At 58.6% G+C, this 16261-nt stretch carries 15 protein-coding genes; 12 read left to right on the top strand and 3 right to left on the bottom strand.

Annotated features, from left to right (window positions below; genetic code table 11):
• Nucleotides 1-5 precede the first annotated feature (5 nt).
• The 12 genes from rpsE to IGS75_RS02255 all read left to right on the top strand — a co-directional run bounded on the left by rpsE (nucleotide 6) and on the right by IGS75_RS02255 (nucleotide 8159).
• Nucleotides 6-581: a 30S ribosomal protein S5 gene (rpsE, locus tag IGS75_RS02310; RefSeq protein WP_011251949.1), complete on the top strand. Its 576-nt coding sequence runs from the start codon at nucleotides 6-8 to the stop codon at nucleotides 579-581.
• A complete protein-coding gene (rpmD, locus tag IGS75_RS02305; protein ID WP_011251948.1) occupies nucleotides 574-762 on the top strand; it encodes a 50S ribosomal protein L30 in 189 nt (62 codons plus the stop codon). The genes rpsE and rpmD overlap by 8 nt, the downstream gene beginning before the upstream one ends.
• A gap of 1 nt (nucleotide 763) precedes the next feature.
• The gene (gene rplO / locus IGS75_RS02300; protein ID WP_011251947.1) at nucleotides 764-1252 is read left to right on the top strand and encodes a 50S ribosomal protein L15; all 489 of its coding nucleotides are present in this window, start codon (nucleotides 764-766) and stop codon (nucleotides 1250-1252) included.
• Nucleotides 1253-1349: 97 nt separating this feature from the next.
• Nucleotides 1350-2723, top strand: a complete 1374-nt coding sequence (secY, locus tag IGS75_RS02295) for a preprotein translocase subunit SecY (protein WP_202257476.1) — start codon at nucleotides 1350-1352, stop codon at nucleotides 2721-2723.
• The gene (locus IGS75_RS02290; RefSeq protein WP_202257475.1) at nucleotides 2720-3301 is read left to right on the top strand and encodes an adenylate kinase; all 582 of its coding nucleotides are present in this window, start codon (nucleotides 2720-2722) and stop codon (nucleotides 3299-3301) included. Before secY ends, IGS75_RS02290 begins: the two co-directional genes overlap by 4 nt.
• 216 nt (nucleotides 3302-3517) lie before the next feature.
• A complete protein-coding gene (gene rpsM / locus IGS75_RS02285) occupies nucleotides 3518-3895 on the top strand; it encodes a 30S ribosomal protein S13 (RefSeq protein WP_141351563.1) in 378 nt (125 codons plus the stop codon).
• Nucleotides 3896-3952: 57 nt separating this feature from the next.
• Nucleotides 3953-4345 carry a 30S ribosomal protein S11 gene (rpsK, locus tag IGS75_RS02280; protein ID WP_011251943.1) on the top strand — a complete coding sequence of 131 codons (393 nt, stop codon included), beginning with the start codon at nucleotides 3953-3955 and terminating at the stop codon, nucleotides 4343-4345.
• A gap of 132 nt (nucleotides 4346-4477) precedes the next feature.
• Nucleotides 4478-5497 carry a DNA-directed RNA polymerase subunit alpha gene (locus IGS75_RS02275; RefSeq protein ID WP_011251942.1) on the top strand — a complete coding sequence of 340 codons (1020 nt, stop codon included), beginning with the start codon at nucleotides 4478-4480 and terminating at the stop codon, nucleotides 5495-5497.
• A 27-nt stretch (nucleotides 5498-5524) separates the two neighbouring features.
• Nucleotides 5525-5947 carry a 50S ribosomal protein L17 gene (gene rplQ / locus IGS75_RS02270; protein ID WP_062496108.1) on the top strand — a complete coding sequence of 141 codons (423 nt, stop codon included), beginning with the start codon at nucleotides 5525-5527 and terminating at the stop codon, nucleotides 5945-5947.
• Nucleotides 5948-6285: 338 nt separating this feature from the next.
• Nucleotides 6286-7596 (top strand): MFS transporter, encoded by a 1311-nt coding sequence (locus IGS75_RS02265; protein ID WP_141351561.1) that lies wholly within the window; start codon nucleotides 6286-6288, stop codon nucleotides 7594-7596.
• A gap of 106 nt (nucleotides 7597-7702) precedes the next feature.
• Nucleotides 7703-7927 (top strand): hypothetical protein, encoded by a 225-nt coding sequence (locus IGS75_RS02260; RefSeq protein ID WP_202257474.1) that lies wholly within the window; start codon nucleotides 7703-7705, stop codon nucleotides 7925-7927.
• A 61-nt stretch (nucleotides 7928-7988) separates the two neighbouring features.
• Nucleotides 7989-8159: a DUF1328 domain-containing protein gene (locus IGS75_RS02255; RefSeq protein WP_141351558.1), complete on the top strand. Its 171-nt coding sequence runs from the start codon at nucleotides 7989-7991 to the stop codon at nucleotides 8157-8159.
• Between the two features lie 63 nt (nucleotides 8160-8222).
• Here the strand turns inward: IGS75_RS02255 and IGS75_RS02250 are convergent, their stop codons facing one another.
• Genes IGS75_RS02250 through IGS75_RS02240 form a run of 3 tightly spaced genes read right to left on the bottom strand, consistent with a single transcriptional unit; the run spans nucleotide 8223 to nucleotide 16242 of the window.
• Entirely contained in the window at nucleotides 8223-9767 is a 1545-nt protein-coding gene (locus tag IGS75_RS02250) for an efflux transporter outer membrane subunit (RefSeq protein ID WP_141351556.1), read from the bottom strand.
• A complete protein-coding gene (locus IGS75_RS02245; RefSeq protein WP_202257473.1) occupies nucleotides 9767-13045 on the bottom strand; it encodes an efflux RND transporter permease subunit in 3279 nt (1092 codons plus the stop codon). The genes IGS75_RS02250 and IGS75_RS02245 overlap by 1 nt, the downstream gene beginning before the upstream one ends.
• A complete protein-coding gene (locus IGS75_RS02240; RefSeq protein WP_202257472.1) occupies nucleotides 13042-16242 on the bottom strand; it encodes an efflux RND transporter permease subunit in 3201 nt (1066 codons plus the stop codon). The genes IGS75_RS02245 and IGS75_RS02240 overlap by 4 nt, the downstream gene beginning before the upstream one ends.
• Between the last annotated feature and the right edge of the window lie 19 nt (nucleotides 16243-16261).

The raw sequence follows: 16261 nt of genomic DNA, 5'->3' as shown, positions 1-16261 counted from the left end.
CACACATGGCACGTGAGCCAAGAGAAGGCGGCCGTGGTGGTCGTGAGCGCGAGCAGGGCGATGATCTGGTCGATAAGCTCGTAACCATCAACCGTGTCGCCAAAGTTGTGAAGGGTGGTCGCCGTTTTGCGTTCGCCGCCCTCGTGGTTGTTGGTGACCAGAAGGGGCGCGTTGGTTACGGTGCGGGCAAAGCTCGTGAAGTTCCCGAGGCAATCCGCAAGGCAACCGAGCGCGCAAAGCGCACGATGATCCGCGTACCGATGAAGGAAGGGCGTACCCTTCATCATGATACGTTCGGTCACTACGGTGCCGGCAAGGTTGTTGTTCGTGCGGCTGAAGCTGGTACGGGTATCATTGCTGGTGGCCCGATGCGTGCAGTGTTTGAAAGCCTCGGCGTCAACGACGTTGTGGCCAAGAGCCTCGGCACGCGGAACCCGCACAATATGATCAAGGCGACCTTCGCTGCGCTTGAGAAGGCCAGTAGCCCGCGTCATGTTGCTTCCCGTCGCGGCAAGAAGGCTGCAGAACTGTTTGGCAAGCGCGAGCAGGGTCAGACAGAAGCGGAGGTGACAAATGGCTGAGAATGGCAAGACCGTCCAGGTTACGCAGATCGCATCGGTCATCGGTCGTAAACCGGGCCAGGCTGAGACCATCACCGGTCTTGGCCTGCGTGGAATTGGTTCCACGCGTACGCTGGAGGATACTCCGGCCGTGCGTGGAATGATCCGCAAGGTTGCTCACCTCATCAAGGTGGAGGGTTGAAATGAACCTCAACGAACTGCGCGATAACGAGGGCTCTCGTTACCGCAAGAAGCGTCTCGGACGCGGCATCGGGTCCGGTAAGGGCAAGACGTCTGGCCGTGGCGTCAAGGGTCAGAAAGCTCGTGAGGGCGTCTCCCTCAACGGCTTCGAGGGTGGTCAGCTTCCGCTGTATCGTCGTATGCCGAAGCGTGGCTTCGTGAACATTTTCCGCAAGGAATATGCTCCGGTGAACCTCGGTGCGATCTCCAAGGCCATCGAAAGCGGAAAGCTGGACAAGGCTGCAACCGTCAATGAGGAGGCCCTGCGCAAGGCTGGTCTCGTTAACGGTAGCAAGCTGGCCGGTGTCCGTCTTCTTGCCCATGGTGAGCTTTCGCATGGTGTGACCATCGAAGTGGCTGGCGCTTCCGCTGCGGCTTTGGCTGCGGTTGAGAAGGCTGGCGGTACCGTCAAGGTGCTCGAAACCAAGAAGGAAGCTCAGGCTGACGCCTGATATTTCTTCTCCGGGCTTCGGCCTGGAATAGGGTTGGATAGTGAACAGCGTCCCGTGCTCTCGTGCGGCGACGCTGTTTTCATGAAAGGACAGGTGGATGGCTTCCGCAGCAGAGCAGCTCGCCGCCAATCTCAATATGAGTTCGTTTTCCAAGGCGACCGAACTCAAGAAGCGCATCTGGTTTACCTTGGGTGCGCTGATCGTCTATCGGCTTGGTACGTATATTCCGGTTCCTGGCGTTGATGCGACTGTGATGGGGCAGCTTCTGGCCCAGCATCAGGGTGGTATCCTGGGAATGTTTGACATGTTCACGGGTGGTGCGCTTGGGCGTATGACCGTGTTCGCGCTGAACATTATGCCGTATATCAGTGCCTCGATCATCATCCAGCTTCTTTCCACGGCGCTTCCGTCCATGGAAGCAATGAAGAAGGAAGGTGAGGCGGGTCGTAAGAAGCTCAATCAGTACACGCGCTATCTTACGGTTTTCATCGCTCTTTTTCAGGCCTATGGCATTGCCGTAGGGCTTGAGAATATGACGGCGCATGGTGCGAATGCTGTGGTGGCCCCGGGGATGTTCTTTATTGCATCCTGTGTCGTGACGCTTGTGGGCGGCACGATGTTCCTGATGTGGCTTGGAGAGCAGATCACGTCCCGAGGTGTTGGGAACGGGATTTCCCTCATCATTTTCGCCGGTATCGTGGCGAATCTGCCGCATGCTCTTGCCAGTCTTTTTGAGCTTGGCCGGACGGGGGCGCTTTCGCCCATTTTCGTTGTGCTCTTCCTTGTTCTGGCGATTGCTGTTATTGGCTTCATCGTCTTTATGGAACAGGCACAGCGTCGCGTCGTGATCCAGTATCCGAAACGCCAGGTTGGAAACCGTATTTTTGGTGGTGACTCCACTCACATGCCACTGAAGGTCAATACGGCCGGTGTCATTCCACCGATTTTTGCGTCTTCCGTTCTTCTGATTCCGGTGACTATCTCCGGCTTCATGAACGGGCATTCGATGCCGGGATGGCTTTCGGTTCTTGGTCAGCAGCTGGGGCAGGGACAGCCTCTGTACATGCTGTTCTATGCAGCGATGATCCTGTTCTTCTCTTATTTCTATGCGGCGATCACGTTCAATCCCGAGGAAACGGCGGAAAACCTGCGCAAGCAAGGAGGCTTCATTCCAGGTATTCGCCCAGGCGCAAGCACCGCAACGTATTTCGACAAGATCTTGTCCCGTCTGACGGCGATCGGTGCAATGTACCTCGTGGTGGTCTGTCTGTTGCCGCAGATTTTGATCAGCAAATATAACGTGCCGTTCTATTTTGGTGGAACCAGTCTGATCATTATCGTGTCAGTCACGATTGATACGGTAACACAGGTTCAGTCCCATCTGGTGGCACACCAGTATTCGGGCTTGATCCGCAAACAGCGTAGCCGCGGTTCCCGTGGTGGCATTCCGGGAGGCTCAAAGCGTCGATGAACATCATTCTTCTTGGTCCCCCGGGAGCAGGCAAGGGAACCCAGGCCAAACGTCTTGAAGCTTTCTATGGCTTTAAGCAGATTTCCACTGGCGATATGCTGCGGGCGGAAGTTGCTGCGGGTTCGGCGATTGGCAACGAAGCCAAGGCAATCATGGAGAAGGGGCAGTTTGTTCCTGATCCGATTATTGTCGCCATGATCGAGAACCGGATTGCACAGCCGGACTGCGAGCGGGGCTTCATTCTCGATGGTTTCCCGCGAACCGAAAGTCAGGCTGAGGCGCTGGATACCATGCTGTCTCAGCGCGCTCTGACGATTGATGCCGTTATCCTTCTAGACGTCAACGAAGAAGAACTCGTGGAACGGATCGCCAGCCGTCGCGGCGAAGATGGTACGCGACGTCCCGATGACAATCCCGATGTGGTCCGTGCCCGTCTGGATGTCTATCGCAAGCAGACCGCTCCCATCCTTCCTTATTATGAAAAGGCCGGGCGCCTGTTGCATGTCGATGGCATGAAAGATGTTGAAAGCGTTGGCAAAGAGATCGATGCCATCGTCGCGACAGTACAGGAACACTAACCATTCTGATAGAATCACGAAAAAGTGATCTCTATCATTTGACTCAGGTAGGGTGGGCAGTATATTGCGCGCCCTCGACACAGGTGCAGTCAGACCGTCTGTGAGCTTGCTGGAATCGGCAGGTGACAGGTCCGGCTGCGAGATAATCGACCTGGCCATGGCCGGGCACGTAACAGTCTGGTACGGCCTTGAGCCGTTCCAATGGGAGTAACAGGCGTGGCACGTATTGCCGGCGTAAACATTCCGACCAACAAGCGGGTCGTCATTGCCCTGCGTTATGTCTACGGCATCGGCCCGTCGACAGCGCAGTCCATCTGCAGCAAGCTCGAAATCCCCGATGCTAAGCGCGTCAACGAGCTGTCTGACGATGAAATCGTGAAGATCCGCGAGCTGATCGATTCCGAACTGCGCGTTGAAGGCGACCTCCGTCGCGAGACCGCAATGAACATCAAGCGTCTGATGGACCTCGGTTGCTACCGTGGCCTTCGTCACCGTCGTGGCCTGCCGGTCCGCGGTCAGCGCACGCACACCAATGCCCGTACCCGCAAGGGCAAGGCAGTGGCGATTGCCGGCAAGAAGAAGGTCACACGCTAATCTGCGTCTGACATCTTTATCGACGTTTTTCGTTAAACTTTTAGGACGACCTCTCTCATGGCCAAGGCCGCTGCTCCGCGTATCCGTAAAAAGGAACGCAAAAATATCATTTCCGGTGTTGCTCACGTGCTTTCCACGTTCAACAACACCATGATCACCATTTCTGACGCACAGGGCAACGCGATTGCCTGGTCGTCGTCGGGTGCGCAGGGCTTCAAAGGCTCCCGTAAGTCCACGCCGTATGCTGCTCAGGTTGCTGCAGAAGACGCCGGCCGCAAGGCACGCGAGCATGGCATGGAAACGCTTGAGATCGAGGTCTCCGGTCCGGGTTCGGGGCGTGAAAGCGCTCTCCGTGCCCTTCAGGCCGTAGGGTTCAACATTACGTCCATCCGCGACATGACGCCCGTGCCGCACAATGGCTGCCGTCCCCGGAAGCGTCGTCGCGTCTGAGTGATGCTTTGCTGCGTATCGCGCGCGATACGCAGCATTTGTAAGTGATTGCATCTTTTGCCGCACCTCTGGTGCGGGCCCAGGTGCCGCCAATTTCCCTTGGCGTGCTTCGTTGTTTGAAAGGCCACGACCTTGGTTCTCCAGAAAAACTGGCAGTCCCTCATCAAGCCGGAGAAGCTTGAAGTCGAGCCCGGACCGGTTGCCTCGCGCATCGCCACTGTCGTGGCCGAGCCTCTGGAACGCGGCTTCGGCATGACGCTCGGTAACGCATTGCGTCGTATTCTCCTGTCGTCGCTGCAGGGCGCTGCCGTGACCGCCATTCAGATCGATGGCGTGCTGCACGAGTTCTCTGCCGTGCCGGGTGTTCGCGAAGACGTCACGGACATCGTCCTGAACGTCAAGCAGCTTGCTCTGCGCATGCATGGTGAAGGCCCCAAGCGCATGATCCTGACGGCTACGGGCCCAGGTGAAGTGACGGCTGGCCAGATCCAGGCGGGTCATGACATCGAGATCATGAATCCTGATCTCGTGATCTGCACGCTTGATGACGGTGTGAAGCTCGGCATGGAATTCACAGTCAATATGGGCAAGGGCTATGTTGCAGCAGCAGCAAACCGTCCGGAAGATGCCCCGATTGGCCTGATTCCCATCGACGCGATCTATTCGCCGGTGCGTCGGGTTTCCTACAAGATCGAGCAGACGCGTGTCGGTCAGGTCACTGACTATGACAAGCTGCTGCTGACGGTCGAGACCAACGGTGCGGTGACTCCGGAAGACAGCCTGGCTCTCGCAGCCCGGATTCTTCAGGACCAGCTGCAGCTGTTCATCAACTTTGATGAGCCGCGTCCGGTCCAGCATGAAGAGCCGCAGGATGACCTGCCGTTCAACCGCAATCTTCTTCGCAAGGTTGACGAGCTCGAGCTGTCGGTGCGTAGCGCCAACTGCCTCAAGAACGACAACATTGTCTATATTGGCGATCTGGTGCAGAAGTCCGAACAGGAAATGCTCCGCACGCCTAATTTCGGGCGCAAGTCGCTCAACGAGATCAAGGAAGTTCTCACCGGTATGGGGCTGTCGCTCGGCATGAGCGTCCCGGCCTGGCCGCCCGAGAACATCGAGGATCTGGCCAAGCGTCTCGACGAGACGTTCTGAGAACTTTCAAGGTAAGGAAAACTAGCAATGCGTCATGGTGTGAGCGGGCGTAAGCTCAATGTCACCTCTTCTCACCGCGCTGCCATGTTCCGCAACATGGCCGTGGCTCTCATCAAGCACGAGCAGATCACGACGACCCTGCCGAAGGCGAAGGAACTTCGCCCGGTGGTCGAGAAGCTGATTACGCTCGGTAAGCGTGGCGATCTGCACGCCCGTCGTCAGGCTTTCGCACAGCTTCGTGACGACGCTGTAGTGACGAAGCTGTTCTCGGCTGTTGCTGAGCGCTACAAGGGACGTGCCGGTGGTTACTCCCGCGTTCTGAAGGCTGGCGTTCGTTATGGCGACAATGCCGATATGGCCGTGATCGAACTGATTGATCGTGATGTCGCTGCAAAGGGCCAGGATAGCGGACCGAAACAGAACGTTGCAGAGGAGCAGGAAGCCGCCTAAGGCTCCTGTTTTCGAAGCTTTGAAAAAAGGCCGGGGCAGGAATGCCCCGGCCTTTTTTGATTCGTGGTTTCTTTCCCGCGATGTTGTGTGATATGCAGTCCTCACTCTTTGCAGACCCATTCCTGTCCTTTGTCGGGACAGCGTGAAATTCCGTTTCCTTACGGGAATGGTTCCCGCCCTTTTTGGAGAACGTTCGTCGTTCTTTGCGGTGGGGCTGCACAATTCTGAGAAACAGGTCCGAGCACTCTCGTAGGGCCTGCCACGACGCATCGAATATGTATCCTGGCAATGAGGCCTGGATGGGTTCGTGATGCGTCAAGCGTTTGGAGAGCGTTATAATGTCCGAATCTTCCCCCCCCAAGCACGGGCTTGCGGAAGCCCTTGGGATACCCAGAGCTCTGTTCTGGGCATTTGTGGGACAGCTCCTGTTTATGGTCGGTGATGGCGTGGAGGCGGGGTATCTCGATACCTACATGCTTCATCACGGCCATACGCAGGGTTTCGTGAACGAAATGTTTACTTTCTACGGCATTACCGTGATGATCGCCGCCTGGTTCTCCGGGCCTCTTTCCGATCTCATGGGGCCGAAGAAAGTCATGTGGCTTGGTCTCATCCTGTGGACCATTCTTGAAGTGGGCTTCCTGTCTCTGGGTCTTGGACCCAACAGCGGACCGATGATCCTGCTTTTCTATACACTTCGTGGTTTTGCCTATCCGCTCTTTGCGTATGGTTTCCTTGTCTGGATCGCCGCCGCCACGCCGACCGCCATGTTGGGTTCAGCTGCAGGCTGGTTTTGGTTTTCCTTCTCCGCTGGCCTGCCGACGCTTGGTTCACAGTTCGCACGTTTTGCCATTCCGCAAATCGGTGAGCTTCGAACCTTCTGGTGCTCCCTCGGGCTGGTAATCATCGGTGGTCTTGTTGCTCTGTTGTTTACGCATGAGCCGACCGGCAAGAAGCGCCTTCTGCCCGACCATGTTCCGACCAAGGACATTTTTTTTGGCTCCATGAGCATCATGTGGCGTGAGCCCAAGACACTGATTGCCGGTATCGTCCGTGTGATCGATACGTCTTCGGAATATGCGTTCCTGGCGATCATGCCGGCGTTTTTTGTCGACCATCTCGGCTTTTCTCTTGGCCAGTGGCTGAACCTGCTGTCGCTTATTTTTCTGAGCAACATCCTGTTCAATCTCGTTTCGGGGATGGTTGCCGATAGCCTTGGGCACCGTTTGGTTGTCTCCGTGTTTGGCGGTATCGGCGGCTTTATCGCCATTCCGCTGTTCTATTATGTGCCGCTGTGGTTCCCCGGAAACTTCTGGGCTGTGGCCGCTGCAGGTATTTTTTATGGTGCGACCGTTGCGGCCTTCGTTCCGCTCTCCGGCCTGATGCCGCAGATCTGCCCGCGTGAGAAAGCGGCTGCCCTCTCCATTCTGGGTCTGGGTGCTGGCGCGTCTACCTGGGTTGGTCCGGCAGTCGTGGCCGGCTGTGAAGCTGTCTTTGGTCCGGGGATGCAGTATGTGATCTGGACCTTTGCCGTGATTTACCTGGCCTCTGCTGGCATGACGATGGCTCTGACCATCTCGCCGGAAGCACGTCGCTATAGCGAAGAAGCTGCAGCACGGGGCGAGAGCGCTCCAGTGGTTGGGCACTGAGTTCAGGGCATTCCGTCATCGCCCTGACGCTGTAAAAGAAGGGGGCAGTCCGGGGGCGGGCTGCCCCCTTCCGCGTTGGGAGCTCGTCATGTCAAGGAGAAGAATTATGGACGCCGATCTGGAACAGTATCTGGAGGCAGGAGTAGGGCGGTTGCAGGACGGTGCCAGCGCCTGTCCCTGGATGAACGGTTTTGAGAAAAAAGTTTCCAGTGCTGCAAGAGAAACTGAGGCACTTGTCAGTGATTTGATGGTGGATCAGCCAGTGTTCTGGTTGATGGTCTCGTTTTTTATAGGGATTTTGTTGGGAAAAGGTCTTTTTCGGAAAAATTAAACTTCCGCAAGCTCATCACGTTACGACATGACCACGAACTCTTGGGCGAGGAGCCTGCGTCATGCTGCACTATGCGATTGTTTTCTTTATCATTTCCATCATTGCCGGTGTTTTTGGCTTTTCTGGTATTTCGGCCGCAACGGCTGGGATCGCCAAGCTGTTCTTCATCATCTTCCTTGTGCTGGCAGTTCTGGCCATTCTCGCAGGTGTTGCGGGACTGCAGGCTCTCTGATTCCGTAAGGCGCGGCGGATATGAAAAGGGCGGGTGCCGATGGCCCCGCCCTTTTTCTGTGCTTCAGTTTCCGTTCTTGTCCTTCTGGATGAAAGACGGAAGCAGTGGATTGTCCGTCTGGAGCGAATTTTTGCTGGGAAGTTGCTGTGTGGTCCAGCCGCCGCCAAGATCCGTTATGAGCTTTACTTCGGCAAGGAACTGTTGCTGCCGTACGCTGAGCTGGGTCTCCTGATACTGCAGGGCGTTTTGCTCGGCTGTGATGACCGTCGTATAGATCTGCGTCCCGGCAAGATATTCGTTCATCGAAACCTGAACCGCAGTCTCGGCGGATTTGACGGCAGCATTCTGCAGTGCCAACTGCTGATCAAGATAATGCAGGCCTGACATCTGATCCTCGGTATCCTGCAGTGCGGCCAGGACTGTCTGACGGTAAGTGGCAACAGCGTTGTCGTAATCGGCTTCCGCACTGCGAACTGCAGCGGAGCGCGAGCCGCCCTCGAAGATGGTTTCCGATGCCGCAGCACCAAGGCTCCAGGTTCGGGTGGCGGTCTGGATCAGCTGCTGGAGCGGATTGCCGCTGTAGCCGTAGGATGCGGAGAGGGTGACCTGCGGGAAGAAAGCCCCGATCTCGTATCCGATTTCGGCATTATAGGCTTCCATGTTCCGCTCGGCCTCCGCCACGTCCGGACGGCGCTGAAGCAGCATAGACGGGACCGCCACAGGCGCTGAGGGAATCGTCTCTGGTAGAGGAGAGGGCGCCAGCGTGAGCTCTGCCGGAGCGCGGCCCGTCAGCATTGCGATGGCATGCTCATATTGCGAACGGGCAATATGCGCGTTGGAAAGGCTGGCCTGTGTCGATTGCAGGAGATACCGTGCCTGAAGCACACTTGTGGGGTCGGCGACACCGGCATCGAGCTGGTTCTGGAGGATCTCCAGGTTGTGGCGATACAGGTCCACGTTGCGGGCGTAGAGCGCAATCAGGCTGTCCTGATAACGCAGATCGAAATAATCCTGAGCCAGCTGGAGCTGATAAGACAGGCGCATGTTCGCAACCAGTGCGGCGTCGGCCTGGGTTGCTGCGACCTGTTCCTGCACCTGACGGCGGATCATGCCCCAGACGTCCACGGTCCAGCTGGCCGAGGGGCCGGTCGTCCATGTGTTGGACGTATAGGACCGGCTGACCGAGTAGGCAACGCCGCTGCTGGTATTCGAAGTGCTGCTGCCCTCCGAGTTGCGGCTGAAGCTGAACTTGCCGCTCAGGGTCGGGAAAAGCTGGGCACGGATCGAGTCAATCGTGGCAGCAGCCTTGCGGTACTGCGCCTCGTATTCCTTCAGGCTTTGATTGGATTTGGCAACCCGCTCTTCAAGGTCGTTCAGGACGGGATCGTTGAAGATCGTCCACCAGTCTCCTTTGGGCATCTTGGCAAGATCCGGTGCGGCAGCCTGCCAACCGGGAGGCGGGGGCGCTTCTTTGAATTTGGCAGAGATGATGGCCTTCGGGCGATGATAGTTCGGCCCGACCATGCCGCCGATGCAGCCGCTCAGGAAAGGCAGGGTCGCTGCCCCCAGCAGGGCAGTGCGCAGGGTAGACTTACGGAGGGCGGTCATCAGGACTGTGTTTCCCGGGAAGAAAGATGGAAGAAGGAGGCAATATGGGCCCGCAGACGGCCCATGGCGCGCCCGAACCGGTCGAGATACAGGAAAATGACGGGCGTGCTGTAGAGCGTCAGAAGCTGGCTGACCACGAGGCCGCCCAGGATGGCGATGCCCAGCGGGCGCCGCAGCTCACAGCCATACCCGTTGCCGATGATCAGGGGGACGGCGCCGAACGCGGCTGCCAGCGATGTCATGAGGATCGGACGGAAGCGAAGATGGCTCGCTTGGCGAATGGCATTTGTGGGGGACATGCCTTCACGCTGTGCCACCAGGGCGAAGTCGATCAGCATGATCGCATTCTTCTTGACGATACCGATCAGCAGGATCACGCCGATCATTGCCATGAGGGAAAACTCTTCACCGCAGACCTGAAGGGCCAGGATGGCGCCCACACCCGCAGATGGCAGGGTCGAAAGGATCGTCAGGGGGTGGATCAGGCTCTCATAGAGAATGCCCAGCACGATATAGACGGCCGCGAGTGCCGCGAGGATCAGTAGGGCCTCGCTGCCGACGGACTTCTGGAAGGCCGCCGCGTTACCGGCAAACCCGCCATGAATGTCCGCAGGAACATGCAGCTTGACCATGGCGGCCTGAACGGCATCGACAGCGGGACCAAGTGAGACACCCGGGGCAAGATTGAAGGAGATGGTCGTCGCGACGGATTGTCCTTCATGGCTGACGGTCAGGGCCGTGTTGGTGTTGCGCTGGCGTGAGACGACGGAGAGCGGCACCATCGTAGATGCGCTCGTGGTCACGGCAGAACCGCTTGAGGCTGATTTGCCGCCGGCGAGCGCGTTGGCCACCGAGTTCTGATAGGAGATTTCGCTCTCGGACAAGGTCGTCGTCGTATTTGTAACTTTGACGCGGATGTTGTTGGACGCCGTTCCGCCTGCGGCTGTCCCGCCTGAAATGCTGATCCACATCTGATCCAGCATCGACGGGTCCTGCCAGTAGCGGGGGGCCGCTTCCATGACGACGCGGTACTGGTTGAGATTGCCGTAGATGATGGAGGCCGAGCGCTGGCCAAATGCATCATAGAGCGTGTTGGAAATCAGCTGTGGAGTGACGGAGTAGCGGGCTTCCGTATCGCGGTTGATCGCGATGTTGATGCCCTGTCCCCCCTGTTCCACGTCCGAGGTAACGTCCATGAGTTCCGGCAGCTTCGAGAGTGCAGCCACGATCTTCGGCGTCCATTCGAACAGGTCCTCGGCCGAAGGCCCTTCCAGAGAATACTGATAGGCGGCATCGCCGGGACGCGCACCCGTCCGGACGCTGCCCGGCGCCATCAGGCGGAGTTGCGCGCCAGGGATGTGGGAGAACCGGCGGGTCAGGCGCTGAATGGTCGTGGCGAGATCGTCCGTGCGCTCTGATTTGGGCTTGAGGGCGACGAACATGTTGGCGGAGTTGGCCGAACGCCCGCCTACACCGCCCATGACGCCCACGACATCACGATCGGATGCGACAGTTTTCATGGCCTTGACTACGATTTTCTGGAGCGCCTGAAACGAAATCGACTGGTCGGCGACGACGCGACCCATGATCTGTCCGGTATCTTCGGACGGGAAAAAGCCCTTGGGCATCTTCACATACAACACACCTGCAAGAACCAGCGTGGCGGGCAGAGACATTGCGATCAGGAACTGGTGCCTCAGCGCCCAATCGAGGGAGCGCCCGTAACCTGCGGTAATGCCGCTGATGACGCGTTCGAGGAAGCGGCCGATTTTTTTCCACAGGCCCGGACCCTGATCGTCCGTATGGGTCAGGAGTTGGGCGCTGATCATGGGCGTCAGCGTCAGGGACAGGACCAGCGAGATGCAGAGCGTGATGACCATGGTCATCGCGAATTCATGGAACAGGCGCCCGGCAATGCCGCCCATCAGCATGATCGGCGCGAAGACGACAATCAGCGAGACAGTGATCGAGACGACGGTGAAAGCCACTTCCGTCGTGCCCTTAATGGCCGCTTCCTGCCGTTCGTACCCCATTTCCATGTAGCGGGCGATGTTTTCCAGAACGACGATGGCGTCATCGACCACGAAGCCGGTTGAGATTGTCAGGGCCATCAGCGACATGTTGTCGAGCTGGTATCCCATCAGCGACATCGCGCCGAAAGTGCCAATGATCGAGACCGGAACTACGATGGCCGGCACCATGATGGCCGACAGGCTGCGCAGGAATAGCAGGACGACCGCCACCACGAGCACAACGGCGATGATGAGCGTCTGTTTCGTGTCGTCCAGCGAGGCCCGGATTGTCTTGGAGCGATCGATCAGGATCGAGATATTGGTGTTGCCGGGCAGGGCGGACTGCAGGACAGGCAGGCGGCTGCGGATGCCGTCGATTGTTTTGATGACATTGGCCCCGCCCTGGGTGAACACGGTACAGATGATGGCCGCCTGACCATTCAGGTAGCCAGCCTGACGGAGATCCTCGACGCTGTCATTGACCTCCGCAACGTCTGTGAGACGGACGGGCTGGCTATTACGGTAGGCGATGATCAGGTCGCGGTATTCTTCGGCCTTCGTGGCCTGGTCGTTGGTGGAGAGCATCATGCGCGCTCCATTGGCGTCCAGAAAGCCCTTGGGGGTGTGTGCGTTGGCAGACGCCAGGGCCGCGCGAAGATCCTCGAATCCGATCCCGTAACGGAACAGTCGAAGCGGATTGATTTCGACGCGCACGGCCGGCAGAGAGGCGCCCCGGATGTCCACATCGCCCACGCCTTCGATCTGGCTGAGCTGCGGGATCAGGATATTACTGGCGAAGTCGTAGAGTTCCTGCGGCGTTCGGGTGCTGGATGTCAGTGTCAGCGCAAGAACGGGGGGGCCGTTCGAGTTGGCCTTCATGTAGGTCGGATTGCTGCGCAGGGTCGTGGGCAGATCCTGTCGCGCACCCTGCAATGCTGCTTCCACGTCACGTGCTGCGCCATTGATGTTCCGCGACAAGTCGAACTGCAGCGTGATGCGCGTCTGGTTGACCGTGGATTCCGACGTCATTTCGGTCACGCCGGAAATCGCGCCCAGATGCCGCTCCAGAGGTCCGGCGATCGTGCTTGCGATTTCGGACGGGGAGCCGCCGGGCTGGTTCGCGGTCACCATGATGACCGGGAAATCCACGTTCGGAAGATCGGCGACTGGCAGGGCGAAATACCCCATGATGCCGCCTATCACGAGAGCGACGGCCAGCAGCGTCGTGCCGACGGGCCTCAGGACGAAGAGGCGAACCAGATTCACGGAGCGCCTGTCTGAGGGTTGGAGGTCTGGGGCTTCGAAGGTGGGCCGCTGCGACGGTGGCGCTTGATGAAGGCGCGGGTTTTCGTGCCGAGCTCATCCATGAACAGATAGATGACAGGCGTGGTGAACAGGGTCAGGAGCTGCGACATCATCAGGCCGAAGACGATGGCCACACCCAGCGGACGGCGCAGTTCGGAACCGACACCCGTGCCAAGCAGCAGGGGTAGGGCGCCGAACAGGGCGGCCAGCGTGGTCATCAGGATCGGGCGGAAACGGAGCATGGCCGCGCGCTTGATGGACTCAAGGGGCGTATGGCCTTCCAGACGTTCGGCTTCGAGCGCGAAGTCGATCATCATGATGGCGTTCTTCTTCACGATACCGATCAGCAGCACGATGCCGATGATGCCCATGATGTCGAGATCCATCCCGAACAGATAGAGACCGATAAGCGCACCGATGGCGGCGGAAGGCAGGGTGGAGAGGATCGTGATCGGGTGGATATAGCTCTCATAGAGAATGCCCAGCACGATATAGACTGCGATCACAGCCGCCATCACCAGCCAGACCTCGTTCGACAGTGACGAGCGGAAGGCTGCGGCTGTGCCCTGGAAGGCAGTTTGGAACTCGGGCGGCAGGCCGATCTGCTTTTCCACACGTTCGATCGCGTTGGTCGCGGTGCCCAGCGAATAGCCATTGGCCACGTTGAACGAGACGGTCGTGGCGGGGAACTGCCCGTAATGGCTGATCAGCAGCGGGGAGAGCGCGTGGGTGATCGTTGTCACCTGCGACAGCGGTACGAGACCGGACGTCGGCTGTCGGGTCGGGCCGGACGTGCTGGCGCCGGCTTCGGAGGAGATGCCCGGCAGGTAAAGCTGGCTCAGGGATGTCAGATCGGTCTGGAGTTTCGGATCGGCTTCCAGAATGACGCGGTACTGGTTGGACTGCGTGTAGATCGTGGTGATCTGACGCTGGCCGTAGCTGTCATACAGAAGATTATCGATCGTCTGTGGCGTGATGGAGTATCGCGCGCCGGTCGGACGGTCGAGCGAAAGCTGAGCGACCAGTCCCTCGGCCTGAAGATCGGACGTCACATCCGTCAGAGACGGCTCCTTGCGCAGAGCGTCCACGAATTTCGGCACCCAGGTTTTGAAGGTGTTGTAATCCGGGTTTTCCAGCATGAACTGGTATTGCGTGGCGGAAATCGAGGAATCCAGCGACAGATCCTGGATCGGCTGAACATAAAGTTCGGTACCGGTCACCTGCTGCCCGACGGACGACAGGCGGCGCAGGATCGTCTGAAGGTCGCTCGTCCGTTGTTCGCGCGGCTTGAGGTTGATCAGGAAGCGACCGACATTCAGCGTCATGTTCTGGCCGTCGATGCCGACGAAGGACGAGATGCTGGCGACGTCCGGGTCCTTGAGGATGACGTTTCCAAGGGCGGCCTGACGATCTTTCATGCCTTCGAAGGAAATCGCCTGCGACATCACGGAAATGCCCTGGATGACGCCGGTATCCTGTGTCGGGAAAAAGCCCTTGGGAATGGTCCAGGCAAGAACGCCCGTCAGGACGATCGTGCCGAGTGTGACCAGAAGGGTTGTGACACGGAAGCGCAGCACGACATCGAGCCAGCGGCCATAGCCCGCGATCAGCGCATTGAGGCCATGCTCAGTGCTGTTGGACAGGCGGCTCCAGACCGTGTTTTTCGTGGAGGGCGCGTGCGTATCGGAGAGCAGTCGCGCGCACATCATCGGCACCAGCGTCAGGGCGACGATGGCGGAAATGATGATGGTGATGGACAACGTCATCGCGAATTCATGGAAGAGACGCCCGACGACATCCTTCATGAACAGCAGCGGGATCAGCACAGCGATCAGCGAGACCGTCAGTGAGATGATGGTAAAGCCGATTTCGCCTGCACCTTTGAGGGCGGCGGTGTAGCGGTCCTCGCCGGCCTCAACGTAGCGCGCGATGTTCTCGATCACGACGATGGCGTCATCGACGACGAAGCCGGTCGCGATGGTCAGGGACATCAGCGACAGATTGTCGAGCGAGAAGCCCAGAAGATACATCGCCGCCAGAGTACCGATCAGCGACAGCGGAACGGAGAGGCTGGGAATGATCGTCGCTGGAACATTCCGTAGGAACACGAAGATTACGCCCACGACCAGCAGCATGGCCAGTGCGAGTTCGTATTCCACGTCATTGACCGAGGCGCGGATCGTTGTGGTCCGGTCAGTCAAAGGAGTGACGTCGATGCCAGGCGGGAGGTCGAGTTTGAGTTGCGGCAGGACACGCAGCACGTTGTCCACAACGCCGATGACGTTCGCGCCGGGCTGGCGCTGCACGTTCAGGATCAGCGCAGGTGTGCGGTTGGCCCAGGCGGCGAGCTGTGCGTTTTCTGCGCCTTCGATGACGGTCGCGATGTCGCGCACGCGGATCGGACCGTTGTTCTGGTACGCGATCACCTGGTTCATGAGCTGTTCGACGGACTGGATCTGACCATCGATGCGCAGGGAGGTGGAGCGTTTGGGGCCGTCGAACGTACCGGTCGGGGAATTAACGTTCACCGTGCTGATGATGGTGCGCAGGGTGTCGATCGCGATGCCGTAAGATGTCAGCTTGGGGATGTTGACCTGGATCCGGTAGGCCTTGCGGTTGCCACCCGACAGGGTGACGAGGCCGACGCCGGAAATCTGACTGATCTTCTGCTCAAGTCGCGTGTTGACGTAATCTTCGACCTCGGGAAGCGGTAGCGTTTTGGACGTGATGCCGAGCGTCAGGACGGGGGTGTCTGCCGGATTGACCTTGGCATAGATCGGGGGCGCGGGCAGATCGCTCGGCAGCAGAGAGGTGGCGTTGTTGATCGCGGCCTGGACTTCCTGCTCGGCCACGTCCATCGACATGTCGAGCCCGAAGCGCAATGTCACGACCGACGCGCCACCCGAGGACTGGGACGTCATCTGGTCCAGTCCGGCCATCTGGCCAAGCTGTGTTTCCAGAGGGGCGGTGACGGACGTACTCATCACGTCCGGGCCAGCGCCCGGATAGAATGTCGAGACCGTGATCGTTGGATATTCGACCTGCGGCAGGGCTGACACGGCCAGGAAGTGATAGCCGAGCAGACCGCTCAGCAGGATGGCGAACATCAGGAGGCTGGTGGCAACCGGGCGCTCGATGAACAGGCGGGACGGATTCACGGTCTTGCTGTTCCCTAAT

Source organism: Gluconobacter sphaericus (assembly GCF_016757795.1).
Lineage (GTDB): Bacteria > Pseudomonadota > Alphaproteobacteria > Acetobacterales > Acetobacteraceae > Gluconobacter > Gluconobacter sphaericus.
Note: the sequence above shows the minus strand (reverse complement) of the source record. Positions and strands in the feature narration are given on the sequence as shown.